General features: G+C 60.5%; 21 protein-coding genes. 17 read left to right on the forward strand and 4 right to left on the reverse strand.

Annotated features, from left to right (window positions below; genetic code table 11):
- Positions 1–51: 51 nt before the first annotated feature.
- Positions 52–372: an isoamylase early set domain-containing protein gene (locus BN1133_RS17870; protein ID WP_050667804.1), complete on the reverse strand. Its 321-nt coding sequence runs from the start codon at positions 370–372 to the stop codon at positions 52–54.
- 89 nt (positions 373–461) lie between these two features.
- Positions 462–1,136 carry a DNA mismatch repair endonuclease MutH gene (gene mutH, locus BN1133_RS17875; protein ID WP_050667805.1) on the reverse strand — a complete coding sequence of 225 codons (675 nt, stop codon included), beginning with the start codon at positions 1,134–1,136 and terminating at the stop codon, positions 462–464.
- Between the two features lie 718 nt (positions 1,137–1,854).
- Between mutH and rppH the strand changes: the two genes are divergently transcribed.
- From rppH to BN1133_RS17915, 8 genes are all read left to right on the forward strand, one after another.
- Entirely contained in the window at positions 1,855–2,382 is a 528-nt protein-coding gene (gene rppH / locus BN1133_RS17880; protein WP_082178049.1) for an RNA pyrophosphohydrolase, read from the forward strand.
- A gap of 11 nt (positions 2,383–2,393) precedes the next feature.
- A complete protein-coding gene (gene ptsP / locus BN1133_RS17885; RefSeq protein WP_050667806.1) occupies positions 2,394–4,667 on the forward strand; it encodes a phosphoenolpyruvate--protein phosphotransferase in 2,274 nt (757 codons plus the stop codon).
- 90 nt (positions 4,668–4,757) lie between these two features.
- Positions 4,758–5,585, forward strand: a complete 828-nt coding sequence (gene lgt / locus BN1133_RS17890; RefSeq protein ID WP_050667807.1) for a prolipoprotein diacylglyceryl transferase — start codon at positions 4,758–4,760, stop codon at positions 5,583–5,585.
- The gene (gene thyA, locus BN1133_RS17895; RefSeq protein ID WP_050667808.1) at positions 5,582–6,376 is read left to right on the forward strand and encodes a thymidylate synthase; all 795 of its coding nucleotides are present in this window, start codon (positions 5,582–5,584) and stop codon (positions 6,374–6,376) included. The genes lgt and thyA overlap by 4 nt, the downstream gene beginning before the upstream one ends.
- Before the next feature lie 167 nt (positions 6,377–6,543).
- Positions 6,544–7,731 carry a Na+/H+ antiporter NhaA gene (nhaA, locus tag BN1133_RS17900; protein WP_050667809.1) on the forward strand — a complete coding sequence of 396 codons (1,188 nt, stop codon included), beginning with the start codon at positions 6,544–6,546 and terminating at the stop codon, positions 7,729–7,731.
- Positions 7,728–8,138: a hypothetical protein gene (locus BN1133_RS17905; RefSeq protein WP_396021060.1), complete on the forward strand. Its 411-nt coding sequence runs from the start codon at positions 7,728–7,730 to the stop codon at positions 8,136–8,138. The genes nhaA and BN1133_RS17905 overlap by 4 nt, the downstream gene beginning before the upstream one ends.
- Entirely contained in the window at positions 8,125–9,057 is a 933-nt protein-coding gene (gene nhaR, locus BN1133_RS17910; protein WP_050667810.1) for a transcriptional activator NhaR, read from the forward strand. Before BN1133_RS17905 ends, nhaR begins: the two co-directional genes overlap by 14 nt.
- Positions 9,058–9,108: 51 nt before the next feature.
- Positions 9,109–9,411 carry an ArsR/SmtB family transcription factor gene (locus tag BN1133_RS17915; RefSeq protein WP_050667811.1) on the forward strand — a complete coding sequence of 101 codons (303 nt, stop codon included), beginning with the start codon at positions 9,109–9,111 and terminating at the stop codon, positions 9,409–9,411.
- A gap of 52 nt (positions 9,412–9,463) precedes the next feature.
- On the opposite strand, the gene rpsT is transcribed toward BN1133_RS17915, so the two are convergent.
- Entirely contained in the window at positions 9,464–9,727 is a 264-nt protein-coding gene (gene rpsT / locus BN1133_RS17920) for a 30S ribosomal protein S20 (protein ID WP_005345658.1), read from the reverse strand.
- A gap of 189 nt (positions 9,728–9,916) precedes the next feature.
- On the opposite strand from rpsT, the gene murJ reads away from it, so the two are divergent.
- From murJ to ispH, 6 genes are all read left to right on the forward strand, one after another.
- Positions 9,917–11,482, forward strand: a complete 1,566-nt coding sequence (gene murJ, locus BN1133_RS17925) for a murein biosynthesis integral membrane protein MurJ (protein WP_050667812.1) — start codon at positions 9,917–9,919, stop codon at positions 11,480–11,482.
- A 61-nt stretch (positions 11,483–11,543) separates the two neighbouring features.
- Positions 11,544–12,476, forward strand: coding sequence for a bifunctional riboflavin kinase/FAD synthetase (gene ribF / locus BN1133_RS17930; RefSeq protein WP_050667813.1), 933 nt, complete (start codon positions 11,544–11,546; stop codon positions 12,474–12,476).
- Between the two features lie 82 nt (positions 12,477–12,558).
- Positions 12,559–15,420 carry an isoleucine--tRNA ligase gene (gene ileS, locus BN1133_RS17935; protein WP_050667814.1) on the forward strand — a complete coding sequence of 954 codons (2,862 nt, stop codon included), beginning with the start codon at positions 12,559–12,561 and terminating at the stop codon, positions 15,418–15,420.
- On the forward strand, positions 15,420–15,926 hold the full coding sequence (gene lspA, locus BN1133_RS17940) for a signal peptidase II (RefSeq protein WP_050667815.1): 507 nt from the start codon (positions 15,420–15,422) through the stop codon (positions 15,924–15,926). The genes ileS and lspA overlap by 1 nt, the downstream gene beginning before the upstream one ends.
- Positions 15,923–16,375 (forward strand): FKBP-type peptidyl-prolyl cis-trans isomerase, encoded by a 453-nt coding sequence (gene fkpB / locus BN1133_RS17945; protein WP_050667816.1) that lies wholly within the window; start codon positions 15,923–15,925, stop codon positions 16,373–16,375. Before lspA ends, fkpB begins: the two co-directional genes overlap by 4 nt.
- Positions 16,375–17,310: a 4-hydroxy-3-methylbut-2-enyl diphosphate reductase gene (gene ispH / locus BN1133_RS17950; RefSeq protein ID WP_050667817.1), complete on the forward strand. Its 936-nt coding sequence runs from the start codon at positions 16,375–16,377 to the stop codon at positions 17,308–17,310. Before fkpB ends, ispH begins: the two co-directional genes overlap by 1 nt.
- A 31-nt stretch (positions 17,311–17,341) precedes the next feature.
- On the opposite strand, the gene BN1133_RS17955 is transcribed toward ispH, so the two are convergent.
- The gene (locus BN1133_RS17955) at positions 17,342–17,722 is read right to left on the reverse strand and encodes a type IV pilin protein (protein ID WP_050667818.1); all 381 of its coding nucleotides are present in this window, start codon (positions 17,720–17,722) and stop codon (positions 17,342–17,344) included.
- A gap of 84 nt (positions 17,723–17,806) precedes the next feature.
- On the opposite strand from BN1133_RS17955, the gene BN1133_RS17960 reads away from it, so the two are divergent.
- The 3 genes from BN1133_RS17960 to BN1133_RS17970 are packed head-to-tail and all read left to right on the forward strand — an operon-like array spanning position 17,807 to position 20,059.
- The gene (locus BN1133_RS17960; protein ID WP_050667819.1) at positions 17,807–18,349 is read left to right on the forward strand and encodes a GspH/FimT family pseudopilin; all 543 of its coding nucleotides are present in this window, start codon (positions 17,807–17,809) and stop codon (positions 18,347–18,349) included.
- Positions 18,343–18,954 (forward strand): PilW family protein, encoded by a 612-nt coding sequence (locus BN1133_RS17965; RefSeq protein WP_082178050.1) that lies wholly within the window; start codon positions 18,343–18,345, stop codon positions 18,952–18,954. Before BN1133_RS17960 ends, BN1133_RS17965 begins: the two co-directional genes overlap by 7 nt.
- Before the next feature lie 4 nt (positions 18,955–18,958).
- Positions 18,959–20,059 carry a PilX N-terminal domain-containing pilus assembly protein gene (locus tag BN1133_RS17970; protein ID WP_050667865.1) on the forward strand — a complete coding sequence of 367 codons (1,101 nt, stop codon included), beginning with the start codon at positions 18,959–18,961 and terminating at the stop codon, positions 20,057–20,059.
- The last annotated feature ends 7 nt before the right edge of the window (positions 20,060–20,066 follow it).

The raw sequence follows: 20,066 nt of genomic DNA on the forward strand, positions 1-20,066 counted from the left end.
TTAACTGATCGGCATTACGCCAATGGCGAGCCTTTTTCGTTGGGTTGGTGACTACTGTACCCGGATTACCGAGTTGTCACGACCGAAAGGGCCAGGCACATAGTCGTCGGCTGCCCAGTCATTGTCATAGCGCTCTTCCCCCTCCGGATTGACCAGTCGGTAGCAGTATTGAAACTGTGCCTGCCGATCGGTGGGCAGGTTCAGGGTGGTCTTGAACTCCCCGCTCTTCATCCTCTTCAGCTCCAGTGGTTCCCACTGATTGAACTCGCCGAGCAAGAACACGTGATCGGCATCGTTTGCGGCCTCTTTATCGACCGCAAAGGTCACCTTCACCTCCGGCTTGGACTTGAGATATTGCTTCGACAACGGCATGACTGGCTCCTCTGAGTGATGAATAGAATTCCATTCCACAAGGCTAGTTTTACACCAATTGTTGATATTGGTGTTACCTGTCATTGCCATCAGCAGGCGTAATAGTGCCGTAGCAAGGCGTGGGTGAAGGGGATCTTGAGGTAGAAGCCGCGGGGGCGAGTCAGCACAGGGTCGCCGTCCTGACCGATAGCCCGGGTGAGAGCCCGTCCATTGGCCGCTTTGGGACGCAATTGCAGTACCTGACCGTGGCGGGCGGTGATCTGTTCGACCTGCCCCAGAACTATCATGTCCATCAGCTCTTCCCAATCCTGGCGTAGCAGCGCCTCCTCCTCCGGCGAGGGAGACCACAGCAGGGGCATACCCACACGGCGCTCGGCCACCGGAATATCACGGGAGCCCTCGACCGGGATCCAGAGCACCCTGGAGAGCTTGTTGCGAATGTTGGAGTGTTCCCATGACAGGCCCGTCAGGCCGACCAGCGGGGCGACGCAGACGAAGGTGGTCTCGAGCGGCTTGCCGAGAGGATCGATAGGGATCGTCTTGAGCTCGACGCCGAGCTCGGGAAAGTCCTGCTCGGGTTTGCTGCCTGCGGTGGCGCCCAGGTGCCACTCGATAAGCTGGCCGACCCAACCCTTGTGACGTCTCAGATCCTTGGGCACACGCAGATCAGCCCGATGGGCCAACTCGGCCAGAGAGAGGCCGGCGATGTCATGGGCTCGACTCAGTAGCCGGTCGAGCGAGTCGGGGGGAAGAGGCGCTTTCATGGTGGGCCATTCTACCCGATCCACTTCGTCATGGTGCTGTCTGTTTTTTGAGCATGACTTGGCGGGGTGCATCATGCTTGGACTGCTCCGATGACACTTATATAACTATCTGTTTTTAATAGGTTTAGTTTTGGTTTTCCCGGCGTATCTTGACCGCCTTCAATCACCAACCGCTTGTCCAAGGGTTGGGCAGATCTGTTGCACACACTTATCCACAAAAAAATGGGATAACTCCCGTTTTTCTCTCTCAATAGTCGTGGCAAGAGAAAATTCTCTGCTATACGCGCATTTTTGCTGCCGAACCGGTCGATAATCTGGGCGTCTTTTGTGGATAAATTGAGTTAGCTCGATCTTTAATCAGGAAAACTTGTTCACAGTAGCAGGAGGCGATCCAACCAGGATCCCGATCCGCCAAAAGGATCCTTCTGTTTGATATATGATTATGTTTTTAAATGATTTATTATCTTATTACTTCATTTTTATGCTTCTCAGTTCCACGGCAGCGTGGTGACAGGATCGGGAGCTATACCAAGATATCCCAAGCTTTTTCCACAGAACAGGTGGGAAACTTGCGATGCCTGTCGCAGAAAAATGTTTATAACTTTGCTTGAAAACTGAAGTTATCCATGATTCTTCCTCGCCGTCGGCGGTTTGCTGCCATAGGGCGAATGTGGAACAATCATCCCTAAATCAGATTTAGCCTTGTTAAGGTGATCACGTGATAGATGGTGACGGGTTTCGTCCCAATGTCGGCATCGTGATCTGTAACCGTGATGGGCAGGTGTTGTGGGCTAAACGCTATGGTCAGCACTCCTGGCAATTTCCCCAGGGGGGCGTGGATGATGGCGAGACCCCAGAGCAGGCCATGTACCGAGAGCTCTATGAAGAGATCGGTCTCAAGCCGGAAGATGTCACCGTGCTGGCTACCAGCCGGAACTGGCTCAAATATCGTCTGCCCAAACGCCTGGTTCGCTGGGACAGTTCACCGGTCTGCATAGGCCAGAAACAGAAATGGTTTTTGCTCCAGCTCGACAAGAGCAAGGAGTCGCGTATCGAATTTGGCTGCCACGGCCATCCCGAGTTTGATGACTGGCGCTGGGTGAGTTTTTGGTATCCGGTCCGGCAGGTTGTTTCGTTCAAACGCGAAGTTTACCGCCGGGTGATGAAGGAATTTGCCCCCATCGCCATGCCGGTCTCGCAGCCGGCGCAACCCAAGAAGGAACACAGGCGTCACCGCCCACGTTAAGGAGAACCCGATTGCTGACCCAGTTGCGCCATATCGTCGAGAGCATGACGGCGGCTGCCTCCCTCGAGCAGGCACTGCAGGCGCTGGTGCATCTGACCCGCAACGTGATGCAGGTCGACTGCTGCTCTGTCTATGTGGCGGAGCCGGAGCGACGTTGCTACAGGTTGGCGGCCACCGATGGGTTGGCGGAGTCTGCAGTCGGCAAGGCTTTCCTTCCCTTTGAAGAGGGGATCGTCGGCCTGGTGGGGCAGCGTGAGGAGCTGATCAACCTGGCCGATGCCTCTGCCCATCCCGCATTCAAGCTCTTGCCTGATGTGGCAGAGGAGGCATTTCGCTCCTTTCTGGGGACGCCCATCATGCATCAGCGCCAGGTGGTCGGCATCCTGGTTGTGCAGCAGAAGGAGAGCCGTCTCTTCGATGAGGGGGAGGAGTCCTTCCTGGTGACCCTGGCGGCACAGTTGGCGGCCCGTATCGCCCATGCCCAGGCGCGTAGCCAGCTTACCCGAACCGATTGGGGCAAGCCCCTGCGCGGTGTGGCCGGCTCCCCGGGGGTGGCCATCGCTCGGGCCTGGGTATGGCGGCCACGCAAGGAGCTGGCCGCCATAGTGCCCCGCAAGGCGGATGATCCTGACGCTCAACTGGGTCGCTTCGATCAGGCTGTCGAGGTGGTGCGCCATGAGCTGGAAGCCTTGGCACTGCGCTTTCGCGAGTCCTCGAGTCAGGACTCGGTGGCGATCTTCGATATTTACCTCCATCTGTTGGCTGACCCCAGCTACATCAAGCCCATTCGTCTGCGTATCGAGCAGGAGGAGTGGACGGCCATCAGCGCCGTCAAGCTGGTGAGCGAGACTCTGATCGGGCGTTTCGGGTCCATGCAGGACCCCTACCTGAGGGAGCGGGCCACCGACATCAAGGATATTGCCCTGCGCCTCATCAGCCGCCTGGTGCAGGATGAGCCTGAGCATCTGGCCATCAGCGAGCGGGTGGTGTTGGTGGCGGAGGAGGTGACGGCCACCATACTGGCCGAGGTGCCGCGAGACTGCCTGGCCGGGGTGGTCTCCATCAAGGGATCGAGCAACTCACATACCGCCATCCTGGCACGGGCCATGGGAGTGCCGGCCATCATGGGGGTCGAATTTCCTCTGGCCGAGATCCACCGGCTCATGCTGGTGGTGGATGGCTACAGCGGCGATCTCTTCGTCGAGCCGAAAGAGCCCATCCTGGCCGAGTATCGCCAGCTGCTCCATGAAGAGCAGGCGCTGGACCAACTGGTCCACAGTACCGATGGCCAGCCCTCCGAGACCCTGGACGGGGTCAAGGTCTCCCTGCTGCTCAACGCCGGTCTCAGCGCCGATACCGAGATCGCCATCAATGAACTGGCAGACGGGGTGGGGCTCTACCGTACCGAAATCCCCTTCATGCTGCACGACAGCTTTCCCTCCGAGTGGGAGCAGACCGCCCGTTATCGGGGAATACTGGAGACGTATCGCAATCGCCCTGTCTGCATGCGTACTCTGGATGTGGGGGGAGACAAGCAACTGCCCTATTTCCCCATCGTCGAAGAGAACCCCTTTCTCGGCTGGCGTGGCATCCGCCTCACCCTGGATCATCCCGAGCTCTTCCTGGTGCAGCTCAAGGCGATGCTGCGCGCCAGCGAGGGGCTCGATAACCTGGCGGTGATGTTGCCCATGATCAGCAGCGTGGGCGAGATCCGGGCTGCCCGACGTTTGCTCGATCAGGCGTGGAGCGAAGTCTCGCAGGAGGTGGCCACCCGGGGCGGGACGCTGCACTACCCCCCGCTGGGGGTGATGATAGAGGTGCCATCGGCCCTCTATATCCTGCCCGAGATGGCGCCGCTCATCGACTTCTGGTCGGTAGGCTCCAACGACCTGACCCAATACCTGCTGGCAGTGGATCGCAACAACGCCCGGGTGGCCAGTATCTATGACTCCTTCCATCCTGCCGTGATCCGGGCCCTGCAGCTGCTGGTCGACTCGGCACGCCGCTATGGCAAGCCGGTGTCGGTGTGTGGCGAGCTGGCCGGTGACCCTATCGGCGTGCTGGTGCTGCTGGCCATGGGATACCGCCGCTTCAGTATGAATACCCGTAATATTCCGCGCATCAAGTATGTGCTGCGCAACGCCTCCCTCGATGAGCTGGTCCCCCTGCTGGCCGAGGGGCTCAGGAGCGATTCACCCCACGCCTTGCGCGGGCTCTTCTCCCGTTATCTGGAGGAGCGCGGCATGGGCGGCTTTCTGCGGGCCGGCCACAAGGTGACAGCCTAATCAATCACCTCTGGATTGGCCTGCAAGGTTGCCCAAGGTGGGGAATGATAGGACAATGCGGCTCTTCAATTTCACGTGACAGAGTCTCCTATGCAAGTGCAAGACGGATATTGGGTATTCCCACAGTTTGACCCTGTGGCCTTCGCCCTCGGGCCGCTTCAGGTTCGCTGGTACGGTCTGATGTACCTGTTCGGTTTCGCCTTCGCCATGTGGCTGGCGGGGCGCCGTGCCGATGAGCCGGGTAGCGGCTGGACCCGTGACGAGGTCTCCGACCTGCTGTTTTATGGCTTTCTCGGCGTGATCCTGGGTGGGCGCGTTGGCTACGTCCTCTTCTACAACTTCGATCTCTTCCTGGCCGACCCCCTCTACCTGTTCAAGGTGTGGACCGGTGGCATGTCCTTCCACGGCGGCCTCATCGGTGTCATCACCGCCATGATCTGGTTTGCCCACAAGACCAAGCGTCACTTCTTTACGGTGGCGGATTTTGTGGCGCCGCTGGTGCCGTTTGGTCTGGGGGTCGGCCGTCTTGGCAACTTCCTCAATGGCGAGCTGTGGGGACGGGTAACCGATGTGCCCTGGGCCATGATCTTCCCCGAGGCCGGCCCGGAGCCACGCCATCCCTCCCAGCTCTATCAGTTTGCCCTGGAAGGGGTGGTGCTGTTTGTCATCTTGAACCTCTTCTGGCGCAAGCATCCGCCGCGCGGGGCCATCTCCGGTATGTTCCTGCTCTGCTATGGCCTGTTCCGCTTTATCGTGGAGTTTGTGCGTCAACCGGACAGCCAGCTCGGTCTCTACTTTAACGAGATCAGCATGGGGCAGATCCTCTCCACCCCCATGATTCTGGCCGGGCTGCTGATGATCTGGGCGGCCTATCGCAAGCCGGCCCTGTTCGGCGTGAAGGCGGAGGGTGCAAAATGAAGGTCTATCAGGCGCTGATGCGCAAGATCCTGGCCGAGGGGACCGACAAGTCGGATCGTACCGGCACCGGGACTCGCTCTCTCTTCGGTCACCAGATGCGCTTCAATCTGGCCGAGGGGTTTCCCCTGGTGACCACCAAGAAGTGCCATCTGCGCTCCATCATCCACGAGCTGCTCTGGTTCCTGCAGGGGGATACCAATATCGCCTATCTCAAGGCGAATGGCGTCAGTATCTGGGACGAGTGGGCCGACGAGAACGGGGATCTGGGGCCGGTCTACGGTGCTCAGTGGCGCTCCTGGCCGACCCGGGACGGTGGCGTGGTCGATCAGATCCAGAAAGCGGTGGACGACATCAAGCACAATCCTGACTCGCGTCGCATCATCGTCTCGGCCTGGAACGTGGGTGAGCTCGACAAGATGGCGCTGGCCCCTTGCCACGCCTTCTTCCAGTTCTATGTGGCAGATGGCAAGCTCTCCTGCCAGCTCTACCAGCGTAGCTGCGATGTCTTCCTCGGCCTGCCGTTCAATATCGCCAGTTATGCCCTGCTGACCCATATGATGGCCCAGCAGTGCGACCTGGAGGTCGGTGACTTCGTCTGGACCGGCGGTGATGTACACCTCTACTCCAACCATATGGAGCAGACGGCCCTGCAACTCAGCCGTGAGCCGCGCGCCCTGCCCACCCTGATCATCAAGCGCAAGCCCGACTCCATTTTTGACTACCGCTTCGACGATTTCGAGATAGTGGGGTATGACCCCCATCCCGGTATCAAGGCTCCCGTAGCCGTTTGACAAGAGGCGCCGAAAGGCGCCTTATTCATTTCGGATCTCCTCATAATTTCCGCGTTCAATCGACAACTCTTCGGTTTTTTCGAGTTTAAAGGTAGTTAGAATCGATTTTTAAAGGGGGAACGCCTTAACTAGACTGGAGAAATCAAGCACAACGAGGTTTCAACGAAATGAGTGAAATGGTCAAAAGATTTCTGCGGCTGGAGTCTGCATCGGGGATCATTCTGATCCTCTCTGCGGCCTTGGCGATGCTGCTGGCCAACACTTCATGGTCTGGCGCCTATCAGGCGTTTCTGGATACGCCGGTGCAGGTGCGTATCGCCGCCCTGGATATCAACAAGCCGCTGCTGCTCTGGATTAACGATGGCTTCATGGCTGTCTTCTTCCTGCTGGTCGGTCTCGAGGTAAAGCGCGAGATGCTCGAAGGGGCTCTCTCGACCCGCGAGCAGGCCACCTTCCCGGCCATTGCGGCCCTGGGGGGGATGCTGGCTCCGGCGCTGGTCTATACCCTGTTCAACTACTCCGACGAGGTGGCACGAGCCGGCTGGGCCATTCCGGCGGCGACCGATATCGCCTTTGCCCTCGGCGTCATGGCCCTGCTCGGCAAACGGGTGCCCCTGAGCCTCAAGGTGTTCCTGCTGGCGTTGGCCATCATGGATGACCTGGGGGTCATCGTCATCATCGCCCTCTTCTATACCAGTCAGCTCTCTACCACTGCCCTCGGTGTGGCACTGGTGGCCATTGGTGCGCTCTGGTGGATGAATCGTCGTGGTGTCGACCGCATCTCGGCCTATATGCTGGTGGGGATCGTGCTTTGGGTTGCGGTCTTGAAGTCCGGCGTGCATGCCACCCTGGCCGGTGTCGTGGTGGGCTTTATGATCCCCCTCAAGGGTCAACGCCATGAGTCACCTCTCAAGCATCTGGAGCATGCTCTGCATCCCTGGTCTGCCTATCTGATCCTGCCGCTGTTTGCCTTTGCCAATGCGGGGGTCTCGCTGGCCGGGATCGGGCTGGCCGATATGCTCAAGCCGGTGCCGCTTGGCATCATGCTGGGGCTCTTCGTCGGCAAGCCGCTCGGGGTCTTCACCATCAGCTGGCTGGCGGTCAAAGCCGGTATTGCCAAGATGCCCGACGGGATTAACTTCCGACACATTTTCGCCGTCAGTATCCTGTGCGGGATCGGCTTCACCATGTCCATGTTTATCGCTTCGCTGGCCTTTGAGCACGGTGGTCTGGACTATGGCAGCTACTCTCGCCTCGGCATCCTGAGCGGCTCTACCCTGGCGGCCATAGTGGGCTATCTCGCCCTGCGTTGGGCCTTGCCACAAAACAAGCCAATGGAAGGAGGGGATAAATGAGATCCGTGTGGATGATGGCCGTGTTGTTTTCGGGTTCGGTATTGGCTCAAGGGGAGGGGATCGATGCTTGCAAGAGCGATGCAGCCTCCCAGGCCTGCGCGACCTACCTCAACGGTGTGGTCGACAGCGCCCTCATGATGGGGGATCGGCAGGCTCGTGCCACCTTCGGTGAGACTTTCGGCGAGCGGGCGCTCAGCAGCCGGGTTGGCGAGCGAATCAAGCAGACCGGCCGCAGCGATTGTCGCCATGGCAGACCGGACCCCCTCTATCTCAAGGGGGTTCTGCGGGAGGAGTTCGCGGCCGGCAAGGTTGACTCGACCAGCGACATGTACGACATTCTGGCCGCAGAGATGAGCTGCCCCAGCCGGCAGCGTGCAGCGGAATCGAAACGGGATGTCACACCTTAACTACAACCACCTCTACTATTTTTGGATGACCCAGAAGAAGGGCTCTGTCACCCAGGCGGCAGAAGCCCTTTTTCTGACCCCCCAGACCGTTACCGGTCAGATCAAGCTGCTCGAGCAGCGTCTCGGGGGAAAGCTGTTCAAGCGCAAGGGACGCTCTCTCGAAGCCACCGAGCTGGGCCAGCTGGTCTACCGCTATGCCGACCGCATGTTCAGCCTCTCCTATGAGATGCTCGACATCGTCAACTATCGCAAAGAGAACCAGATCCTCTTCGATGTCGGGATCGCCGATGCCCTCTCCAAACGCTTGGCCAGTCGGGTCCTGCTCTCTGTCATCCCCAACGATGGGTCGATTCACCTGCGTTGCTTTGAGTCGACCCACGAGCTGCTGCTGGAGCAGTTGAGCGAGCACAAGCTCGACATGATCCTCTCTGACTGCCCGGTGGACTCTTCCCAGCACGCGGGACTGCTCTCCAAGCGGCTCGGTGGCTGCGGGGTCAGCTTCTTCTGCAAGGCCCCCCTGCCCGAGCTGCCGTTTCCTGCCTGTCTTGAGGAGCGCAAACTGCTTATCCCGGGGCGTCGTACCGCCATGGGGCGTCAGCTGACCCAGTGGTTTGAAGAGCAGGGGGTGACGCCCCAGATATTGGGGGAGTTTGACGATGCGGCCCTGATGAAGGCCTTTGGCTTCTTCAACCAGGGGATCTTCATGGCACCCTCTATCTATCGGGAGGAGATCCTGGAGAGCGAGGGGGTGGTTCTGCTGGGTGAGACTCAGGATCTGAAGGAGGAGTACCATGTCATCTTCGCCGAGCGGATGATCCAGCACCCAGCGGTGAAGCGTATCTGCGAGAGCGACTTCTCCTCACTGTTTAGCGGCGTCGAAAACCTCGACAACCTGCATCCCCCCACGGTCGGATTTTAAAAGTCGCTCACTCCCAGTATGATACAACCCTTTCACCAATCGGAGAGGGTCATGGAACTCGAGCAGATGGAAGCCAATGCGGCCCGTGCCGTAGCCCTGCTCAAGGCGTTGGCGAACGAGCGTCGGCTTTTTATCCTGTGTCATCTGCTGGATCGGGAGCTGTCGGTCGGTGAGCTCAACACCATACTGGGTCTGAGTCAGTCGGCCTTGTCACAACATCTTGCTGTGTTGCGGCGTGATGGGCTGGTGGCGACGAGAAAACAGGCGCAGACCGTCTACTATTCGCTCAACAGTTGCGAGGTGCGGGAGGTGATCGCTTTGCTCCATCGCCTCTACTGCAGCGAGGTGCAATAAAAAACCGGCATTTCTGCCGGTTTTTTCGTTCGATCGAACTGCGAGGCGTAGATTAGGCCAGAGCCTTGATCTGAGCAGCCAGACGGCTCTTGTGACGAGCAGCCTTGTTCTTGTGGATCAGACCCTTGGTGGCCATGCGGTCCAGGATCGGCTGAGCCTTCTCGAAAGCGGCAACGGCGGCAGCCTTGTCACCGGAAGCGATAGCAGCGATCACTTTCTTGACGTAGGTGCGGGTCATGGAACGACGGCTGGCATTGTGCTGACGACGTTTCTCTGCCTGAATCGCGCGCTTCTTAGCAGATTTGATGTTAGCCAAGTTAAACTCCTAAAACTGTCTTAGCGAGTGTATTGCAAAGGCCGAGGAATATGCCCTTGCAACCACATTTTGTCAAACGATTTGTGCAAATAAGCACCGACCCCCGATGGTGTGTCAGCGGGCGTGCGGGTAAACTGTCGGCCGATTCTAGCAGCATTCATTTCTTTCTGACAGTTCCCGAGGCCTTCCTTGAGCAAGAAATTGATTAAATCGGGCATGATCGTCTCGTTCATGACCCTGCTGTCCCGCATCATGGGGCTGGTGCGCGATGTGGTCATCGCCAATCTGCTGGGGGCGGGGGCGGCGGCCGACGTCTTCTTCTTCGCCAACCGCATACCCAACTTTCTGCGCCGGCTGTTTGCGGAGGGGGCATTCAACCAGGCCTTCGTGCCGGTCATGACCGAGTACAAGAAGGAGGGGAATGAGGAGAAGGTGCGCGAGTTGCTGGCCGTGGTGTCGGGAACCTTGGGTGGTATCGTCACCCTGGTCACCCTGCTCGGGGTGCTCTTTTCGGGTGTCCTGACCGCCCTGTTTGGCTGGGGCTGGTTCTGGGACTGGCTGCACGGGGGGCCGGCGGCCGAGAAGTTCGAGATGGCGAGCCTGATGCTCAAGATCACCTTCCCCTACCTCTGGTTTATCACCTTTACCGCCATGGCGGGGGCCGTGCTCAATACCTTCGGTCGCTTCGGGGTCTCCTCTTTTACCCCAATCTTCCTCAATATCACCATGATCGCCGCCGCCTGGTGGATCTCGCCCCTGCTCGATGATCCCGAGCTTGCGTTGGCGATCGGGGTCTTTCTCGGCGGCCTGGTACAGTTCCTGTTTCAGTTTCCCTTCCTGCGCCGGCTCAATATGTTGGTGTGGCCAAAATGGGGATGGCATCACCCCGGGGTCGTGAAGATCCGCACCCTGATGATCCCGGCCCTGTTCGGGGTCTCGGTGAGCCAGATCAACCTGCTGCTCAACACCATGCTGGCCTCTTTTCTGGCTACCGGAGCCATCAGCCACCTCTACTATTCCGATCGTCTGCTGGAATTCCCGCTCGGTCTCTTTGGTGTCGCCATCAGTACGGTGATCCTGCCGGCCCTGTCGCGCAAGCATGTGGATGCGGATGCGGCGGACTTTGCCCGCACCATGGATTGGGGGGTACGCATGGTGTTGCTGTTGGGGCTGCCCGCCATGCTGGGCATCGCCGTGCTGCGTGAACCCATCCTGCGGGTACTCTTCATGCGTGGTGAGTTCGGCATGCACGAAGTGACCATGTCCAGCGCCAGCCTGCTCGCCTCCGTCTCGGGATTGCTCTCGCTAATGCTGATCAAGGTATTGGCCCCCGGCTACTATGCCCGTCAGGACACCAGGACCCCGGTGCGCATCGGCATCATCGCCATGGTGGCCAATATGGGCTTCAATCTGGCCTTTATCTATCCCCTCGACTATGTGGGGCTGGCCCTTTCCACCGCCTGTTCGGGAACCCTCAACGCCATCCTGCTCTATCTGGGGCTGCGCAAGGGGGGCATCTATTCCATCTCCCGCGAGACCTGGTTCTTTTTGCTGCGGCTGGTGGTGGCCGGTGGCCTCATGGCGGCGCTGCTGGCCTGGCTCTCACCCGACCTGACCCAGTGGGGAGCCTGGTCCATGCTTAAGGCGACGTTGGAGCTGACCAAGCTGCTGCTGCTTGGTGGCGCGGTCTATGGTGCCGTGCTGCTGGCCAGCGGGATCCGCCCTCGTCATCTGAAAGCGGGACGCGAGGGCTGATCGCAGGGCCCGGCTGAGATATAATCCGGCGATTTCGACAGCAGCAAGACACAAGGCACTGATGGAGCTTATCCGCGGCATCCACAATCTGCGCCCCCGTCATCGGGGGTGCGTGTTGACCATTGGCAACTTCGACGGGGTGCACCTCGGCCACCGCGCCGTGCTGGCGCGGCTGCAGGAGAAGGCGGCCAGCCTCGGCCTGCCCGCCTGTGTCATGCTGTTCGAACCCCAGCCTCTGGAGCTCTTCGCCGATGCCAAGGCGCCTCCCAGATTGACTCGCCTGCGAGAGAAGGCCGAAGCCCTCGGAGGCATTGGCATCGACCGGGTGCTCTGCGTTCGCTTCAACCACGCCTTTGCCGAGCAGTCCGCCGAGACCTTTATCGAGGATCTGCTGGTGGGCAAGTTGGGGGTTCGCTACCTGGTGGTGGGGGATGACTTCCGTTTCGGCAAGGGTCGAGAGGGAGATTTCCACCGGTTGGAGGGGGCGGGGCAGCGCTTCGGTTTCGAGGTGATCAGCACCCAGAGTTTCAGCCTCTCCCGCCAGCGGGTGAGCAGTACCCTGGTACGCGAAGCGCTGCGAGCCGGCCGTATGGCCGAGGTAGAGCTGATGCTGGGACGCCCCTACAGCATCAGCGGACGGGTAGCTCACGGAGACAAGTTGGGCAGGACCATAGGGTTTCCCACCGCCAATCTGGCCCTGAAGCGGCGCGTGGCGCCGGTCAGTGGCGTCTATGCGGTGGAAGTGTTATGTTCCGGCAAGACTTTCCCCGGCGTTGCCAATGTGGGGCAGCGACCCACTCTGAACGGCACTCAGGCCCGTTTGGAGGTTCATCTGTTTGACTTCTCGGGCGATCTTTATGGTCAGCAGGTCAAGGTGCTGCTTCGCCACAAGTTGCGTGAAGAGCAAAAATTTGCCTCGTTTGATGCCTTGAAGGTACAGATTGAACAGGATGCCCGCACCGCCCGGGCCTGGTTCGGGCTGGTGACGGGATGACCGTTTCGCACTCTATTTAATGCACTCTCAAGTGATGACTCTTTAGTTATGACTCTTTAGTTATGAAGGGAACCCTGGATCGATGAGCGACTACAAACACACCCTGAATCTTCCGGAAACCGAGTTTCCGATGCGCGGCGATCTGGCCAAGCGTGAACCCCAGATGCTGCAGCGCTGGAACGATCAGGACCTCTACGGCACCATCCGTAGCGTCAAGAAGGGCAAGAAATCCTTCATCCTGCACGATGGCCCCCCCTACGCCAACGGCAACATCCACATCGGTCACTCCGTCAACAAGATCCTCAAAGACATCATTATCAAGTCCAAGGGCCTCTCCGGCTTCGACTCTCCCTATGTACCGGGTTGGGACTGCCATGGCCTGCCCATCGAGCTCAAAGTCGAAGGCATGGTCGGCAAGCCGGGCGAGAAAGTAACCCCGGCCGAGTTTCGCGAAGAGTGCCGCAAGTATGCCAAGACCCAGATCGAGGCTCAGAAGGCCGACTTCATCCGTCTCGGTGTGCTGGGTGACTGGGAACATCCCTACCTGACCATGGACTTTGGCACCGAGGCCAACATCATCCGTTCCATGGCCAGGATCGTGGCCAATGGCCACCTGCACAAGGGCTCCAAGCCGGTGCACTGGTGTACCGACTGTGGCTCTGCCCTGGCCGAAGCCGAGGTGGAGTACTACGACAAGAACTCCCCCGCCATCGACGTGCGCTTCAAGGCCGTCGACGAGGAGGCGGTCGCCGCCAAGTTTGACTGCGCCGAAGGCCATTTCGGCCACGGCCCTCTCTCTGCCGTGATCTGGACCACCACCCCGTGGACCCTGCCGGCCAACCGAGCCATCGCCATGCACGCCGATCTCGACTATGCCCTGGTGCAGGTCGAGGGGGATAACCCCGAGCGTCTGATCCTGGCCACCGAGCTGGTCAAGGACGTGATGGACCGTGCCGGTATCGAGCACTACCACAATCTGGGCTTTGCCAAGGGTGCGGCGCTCGAGCTGCTGCGCTTCAACCACCCCTTCTACAGCTTCGACGTGCCTGTGGTGCTGGGCGATCACGTTACCCTGGATGCCGGTACCGGCGCCGTCCATACCGCCCCCGGCCATGGTCAGGAGGACTTCGTTGTCGGCCAGAAGTACGGTCTGGAAGTGGCCAACCCGGTCGGTAGCAACGGTGTCTATCTGCCCGATACCGAGCTGTTTGCCGGCCAGCACGTGTTCAAGGCCAATGCGGCCGTGGTCGATGTGCTGACCGAGCGCGGTGCCCTGCTGCACCACAGAGTCTTCAACCACTCCTACCCGCACTGCTGGCGTCACAAGACCCCGATCATCTTCCGTGCCACCCCCCAGTGGTTCATCAGCATGGATCAGAACGGTCTGCGCAAGCGCGCCCTGGAAGAGATCGAGCGCATCGAGACCCAGGGTATCGCCGAGCATGGCCAGAGTGGTTGGGTGCCGGCCTGGGGCAAGAACCGCATTCAGGCCATGGTGGAGGGTCGTCCGGACTGGTGTATCTCCCGCCAGCGTACCTGGGGTGTGCCCATCGCTCTGTTCGTCCATAAAGAGACCCAGGCCATCCATCCGGACTCCGTCCGCCTGATGGAAGAGGTGGCCAAGCGGGTCGAGCAGGCCGGTATCCAGGCCTGGTGGGATCTGGACAAGGCCGAGCTGCTCGGTGCCGATGCCGATCAATATGACAAGGTGCCCGACACCCTGGACGTCTGGTTCGACTCCGGCTCGACCCACGCCTCCGTGGTTGACGCCCGCCCCGAGTTCAACGGCAAGCCGGCCGACATGTACCTGGAGGGCTCTGATCAGCACCGCGGCTGGTTTATGTCGTCTCTGATGATCGGTGTCGCCATGAAGGACAAGGCCCCCTACAACCAGGTGCTGACCCACGGCTTCACCGTGGACGGCCAGGGTCGCAAGATGTCCAAGTCCATCGGTAACGTGGTGAGTCCCCAGGACGTGATGAACAAGCTGGGTGCCGACATCCTGCGCCTGTGGGTCGCCAGTACCGATTACACCGGTGAGATGACCGTCTCCGACGAGATCCTCAAGCGCTCCGCCGACGCCTATCGTCGTATCCGCAATACCGCCCGCTTCCTGCTGGCCAACCTGAACGGCTTTAATCCGGCCACCGACATGGTCGCTCCCGCCGACATGGTGGTCGCGGATCGCTGGGCCGTGGGTCGCGCCAAGGCGGTACAGGAGGAGATCGTCGAGGCGTTTGACGCTTACAACTTCCATGGGGTCACCCAGAAGCTGATGCAGTTCTGCTCGGTCGAGATGGGCTCCTTCTATCTGGATATCATCAAGGACCGTCAGTACACCGCCAAGGCAGACAGCCTGGCCCGCCGCTCCTGCCAGACCGCCCTCTATCACATCGTCGAGGCCATGGTGCGCTGGATGGCGCCCATCATGAGCTTCACCGCCGACGAGATCTGGGCCCTGCTGCCGGGTGAGCGTGCCAAGTTTGTCTTCACCGAGGAGTGGTACCAGGGGCTGTTTGGTCTGGCGGCCGACGAGCAACTGGGCGACGCCTTCTGGGCCGAGATCCTCGAGGTGCGTGGTGAAGTCAACAAGGCGCTGGAAGCCGCCCGTGGCGAGAAGCGCATCGGTGGCTCCCTGCAGGCCGAGGTGACCCTCTACGCCAAGCCGGCTCTGGCCGAGCAGCTCAAGGCCCTGGGTGACGAGCTGCGTTTCGTGCTGCTCACCTCCAAGGCCACCGTCGTCACCGCCGAGGCGGCTGCCGAGGGGGCTGTGGCAACCGAGCGTGACGATCTCTGGGTCAGCGTGGTGCAATCGTCCGCCGCCAAGTGCGAGCGCTGCTGGCACCATGTGGAAGACGTGGGCACCATTGCCGGCCACGAGCAGATCTGTGGTCGCTGCGTGACCAACGTCGACGGTGACGGCGAAGTCCGTTCCTTTGCCTGATGGGTGACATGATGCAACAAAAGAGTGGCCTGCGTTGGCTGTGGCTGGCTGCCCTGGCCTTTATCCTTGACCAGGCGACCAAGCTCGCCGTGGTCAAGCTGCTGCCATATGGCTACCCGGGGGTGGAGATCACCCCCTTCTTTAACCTGGTGCACGTCTACAACAAGGGGGCGGCTTTCAGCTTCCTGGCCGATCAGGGAGGCTGGCAGCGCTGGTTCTTCGCGGCGTTGGCCTTCGCCATCTGCGGTCTGCTGACCCACTGGCTGCGCAAGCAGCCGGCCGAGCAGAAGTGGAGCGGCATCGCCTATGCCTGCATCATCGGCGGGGCGCTTGGTAACGTGTTTGACCGGTTGGTGTTGGGCCATGTGGTCGACTTCCTCGACTTCTACTGGGGTCGTGCCCACTGGCCGGCCTTCAACCTGGCCGACAGCTTCATCTTCATCGGTGCCGCCATGATAGTGCTGGACGGCCTGCGCGGTGACAAACAGGCCAAGGAGCACGCATGAGCAATATCATTGGGGCCGACAGTCAGGTCATCTTCCATTTCACCATCAAGCTGGAAGATGGCTCGGTGGCGGATAGCACCCGGCTCGGCGGTCAGCCGGCCAGGCTGGTGATGGGCGATGGCAGTCTGACCCCGCACTTCGAGGCCTGCCTGTTGGGCCTGTGTGCCGGTGACGCCAAGAGCTTTACGCTGGCGCCGGAGCAGGCCTTCGGCCTGCCCAACCCCGACAACGTCCATCACCTGGATCGCGCCAAGTTCGGCGCCGATGCCGAACCCGAGGTGGGCGCCATCATCGGCTTCAGCCTGCCGAACGGCGGCGAGATCCCGGGGATAGTCCGGGCGGTGGAAGGGATGTCGGTGACCGTCGATTTCAACCACCCCCTGGCCGGGCACACGGTGACCTTCGAGGTCGAGATCCTGGCCGTGGACGAGGAGCTGGAGGAGGCCTGATGGAGATCCTGCTTGCCAACCCCCGCGGGTTCTGCGCCGGCGTCGACCGCGCCATCAGCATCGTCGAGAGCGCCCTGGAGAAGTTCGGGGCGCCCATCTACGTGCGTCACGAGGTGGTGCACAACCGCTACGTGGTCAACAAGCTCAAGGAGGCGGGGGCCATCTTCGTCGAGGAGATCGACGAGGTGCCGGATGACAACATTGTCATCTTCTCCGCCCACGGTGTCTCCAAGGCGGTGCGCGAGAAGGCCAAGGCCCGCGCCCTCAAGGTGTTCGACGCCACCTGCCCGCTGGTGACCAAGGTACACATGGAGGTCCATCGCGCCAGCCGCAAGGGCTCCGAAGCGGTGCTCATCGGCCACGCCGGCCACCCCGAGGTGATCGGTACCATGGGCCAGTACGAGAACCCGAACGGGGGCATGTACCTGGTGGAAACCCCGGATGACGTCGCCACACTCCGGGTGAAGAACCCGGACGATCTCTGCTTCGTCACCCAGACCACCCTGAGTGTGGATGAAACCTCCGATGTCATCGACGCCCTGCGCCGCCATTTCCCCAAGATCCAGGGGCCGCGCAAGGATGACATCTGCTATGCCACCCAGAACCGCCAGGACGCCGTGCGCGAGATGGCTGGTCTGGTGCAGGCCATGCTGGTGGTGGGATCGCGCAACTCCTCCAACTCCAACCGCCTGCGCGAGCTGGCGGAGAAGGTGGGGGCGCGTGCCTATCTCATCGATGATGCCGCCATGATCGAGCCCCACTGGCTGGAAGGGGTGGCGCGCATCGGCGTGACCGCCGGTGCCTCTGCCCCCGAGGTGTTGGTGCAGCAGGTGATAGGCCGGCTGCGCGAGTTGGGTGGCGAGATGGTGGCCGAGCACCCGGGCCGCGAAGAAAATGTGGTGTTCGAGGTACCCGCCGAGCTGCGGATCCTCTAAAAGAGCATGCCGGCCCCTGGGCCGGCATTTTTTATTTCCAGCAGTCAGCCGGCGTCTTGGTGTCGGCCTTATTGATGCTCATGGTGGCACAGGCGGTATCGCCGCTCTGGCTCCCCTTGGCGGTGGCGGTGAGGGTGTAGCCGGTGGCCGAGGCACCGGACACGGCGAAGTCGTAGTAGTCGCTGGTGGGGGCGCCGAGCTGGGCCGTGGTGCTGCTATAGCTGGCATTGGTGATGCGGTGCTCTTCCTGGCGCAGTTGCATGGAGAGCAGTCCCTTGATCGCCTCGGCGCGGCGGGATTTCTGCAAGCCAGAGGTGAAGGCGGGATAGGCGACGGCGGCAATGATGGCCACCACGGCCACGGCAATCATCAGCTCTATCAGGCTGAATCCACATTGTGAGCGGGCTCTCATTCGCAGGCTTCCCCAATCAGGTTGATACTATAGGATAGTCTTTGCCGACCCCCATCGGGTCTCAGACAGGAGTCGCTGGCATTCATGGACCGTCGTTACTCATCGTCTCTGGGCTTTACCTTAATCGAATTGTTGGTGGCCGTCAGCCTGGTCGCCATTCTGCTGGCCGTCGGTCTGCCCAGCTACCAATCCCTGCGCCAGGAACAGATGGTGCGGGCCGCAACCAGCGCCCTCTACACCGACATGATGCTGCTCAAGTCCGAGGCCATCAAACGCAACCAACCCCTCTCCCTCATCGTCTTCAACAGCGGACAGAGCAGCTGGTGCTACCGCATTGCCATCGATGCGGGCAGTTGCAGCAGCTGTGCCGACAGTTGCTCCAGTGTGGAGGGGCGCAAGGGGGGAGATGCCAGCGAGTTTCCCGGTATCAGCTTGACGGCAAGCTACAGCGAGAGTGCGACCAACATTCGCCCCATCGCGTTTTCTCCCCGCCGTGGCAGCATGCCAAGCGGTAACATTACCCTGAGTGCCGATGCCTACAGCATGCAGGTGGTATCGAGCAATGTGGGGCGGGTACGAACCTGTGCCCCCTCGGGTAGTCAGGTAGGGGGTGTTCCTTCATGCTGACTCGCAGCCGTGGATTCAGTCTGGTTGAGTTGATGGTAGCCATGGTGGCCGGCCTGCTGCTGGTGGCGGCGGTGTCGGCGCTGTTTGCCTCTGTGGTGCGGGCCAACAAGACGGCGCTGCAGGTGAGCCGCCTCAATCAGGAGGTGCAGGCCATCACCGATATGATGGCGCGAGATATTCAGCGTGCCGGTTATGACAATGCCTCTGCCAGCACCGCCTTTCTGTCAGGGACCACCTCTCCCTTCAAGTTCGAGTCATCGGTGGACCTGATGAGTGAAACTGCCACCGGCTCGGCCCTCTATCGCTGCATTCGCCTTCATTACGACGATAATGACAACGGCGTTCTCGATAGCAGTGAGACCTACGTCTATAACTACAGTTCGAGCGATAAGGGGGTTCGCCTTGGTACGACTTGTACCGCCGGGAGTCTGCTCAGCACCGATAACACCATAGAGATCACCAACCTCACCTTTTCACTGATGGCGGGAAGTGTCTCATCGGGGGCTCGCACCATCCGTATCGCCATCGATGGCAGGGACAAGTCATCCCCCTCCCTGACCCTGAGCCTGCAGCGGGATATCAAGCTGCGTAATGACGGGTATTGATACCATGAGAGAGCAACGCGGCTTTACGACCTTCACCGTCACCCTGCTCATCATCACCATATTGATCGGCATCTCTGTGCTGGTGGGCAAACTGCTGGTCGCCGATCGTCGGATCACCCTTAACGAGGTGCAGTATCGCCAGGCGATGGCGCTCTCAGAGCTGGGCCTCTCCGATGGTCTGGGACGTCTTGGTATTGACTCCGGTTGGCGCAGCAACGGGACCACCGTCAGTCAGGCGATGGGCTCTTATCTACTCTCGGCCAGCGAACTCGATGGCACCATTACCATAGGGTCGACTCAGGTGGTCCCGGTAACGGTGCGGGCCGTGTCGACCCTGGCCGATGGCACGGCCACCGCCTCCACCCAGGTGAAAGCAGTTCGCTTTCGGGTACTGGCGGGGAGCCCGGCGGCGCCGCTCACTGTCGCAGGGGGCATGGCGGTGGGGGGCAACTTCACCGTCGTCGCCAATCCCAACGGCGGAGGGGCCGGGGTGCCGCTCTCCGTCTGGACCAATGGCAACGTGGATCTCATCACCGGCTCGGGTCAGACCTGCCATCAGGGGGATTACAGCGGTGGTTGTTCGGCCAACATCAGCCAGAAGGGGGACAAGCAGTCCGATATCAAGGATAACGACCCCACGTTTCCCACCGATCTGGTCTGGTATCTCTTTAACGAGAAGGATGATGCGGCCGGCTGGGCCAATCTCGAGGCGAGAGCGACCCAGAAATTGACCAGTTGTGCCTCACTCGGACCGGCATCGACCGGGCTCATCATCGTCGACGGTGAGTGCAAGCCGAGTGGTGATGTGGGCAGCACGGCCGCTCCCGTGGTGTTGATCGTGCGTAACGGGGACCTGACGGTCAACGGTAACCAGAAACTCTACGGGCTGGTTTTTGCCTATTCGTCGGCGCCGGCCAGTGCCACCACGGATGTGAAGCTGACCGGGGGCGCGATTGTTAATGGAGCCCTGGTGGCGAATTACCAGCTGGGACACGCCAACGGTACCTATGACGCCAGGTATGATGCGGCCGTGCTCAGCAACATAGAGAATGGCGCGGCCTATCAGGTCATTAGTCTGATCCCGGGCAGCTGGCGGGATTGGTAGGAGGCAC

Origin of the sequence: Aeromonas schubertii (assembly GCF_000820105.1) — a bacterium.
In the GTDB taxonomy this organism is placed as follows: Bacteria; Pseudomonadota; Gammaproteobacteria; order Enterobacterales; family Aeromonadaceae; genus Aeromonas; species Aeromonas schubertii.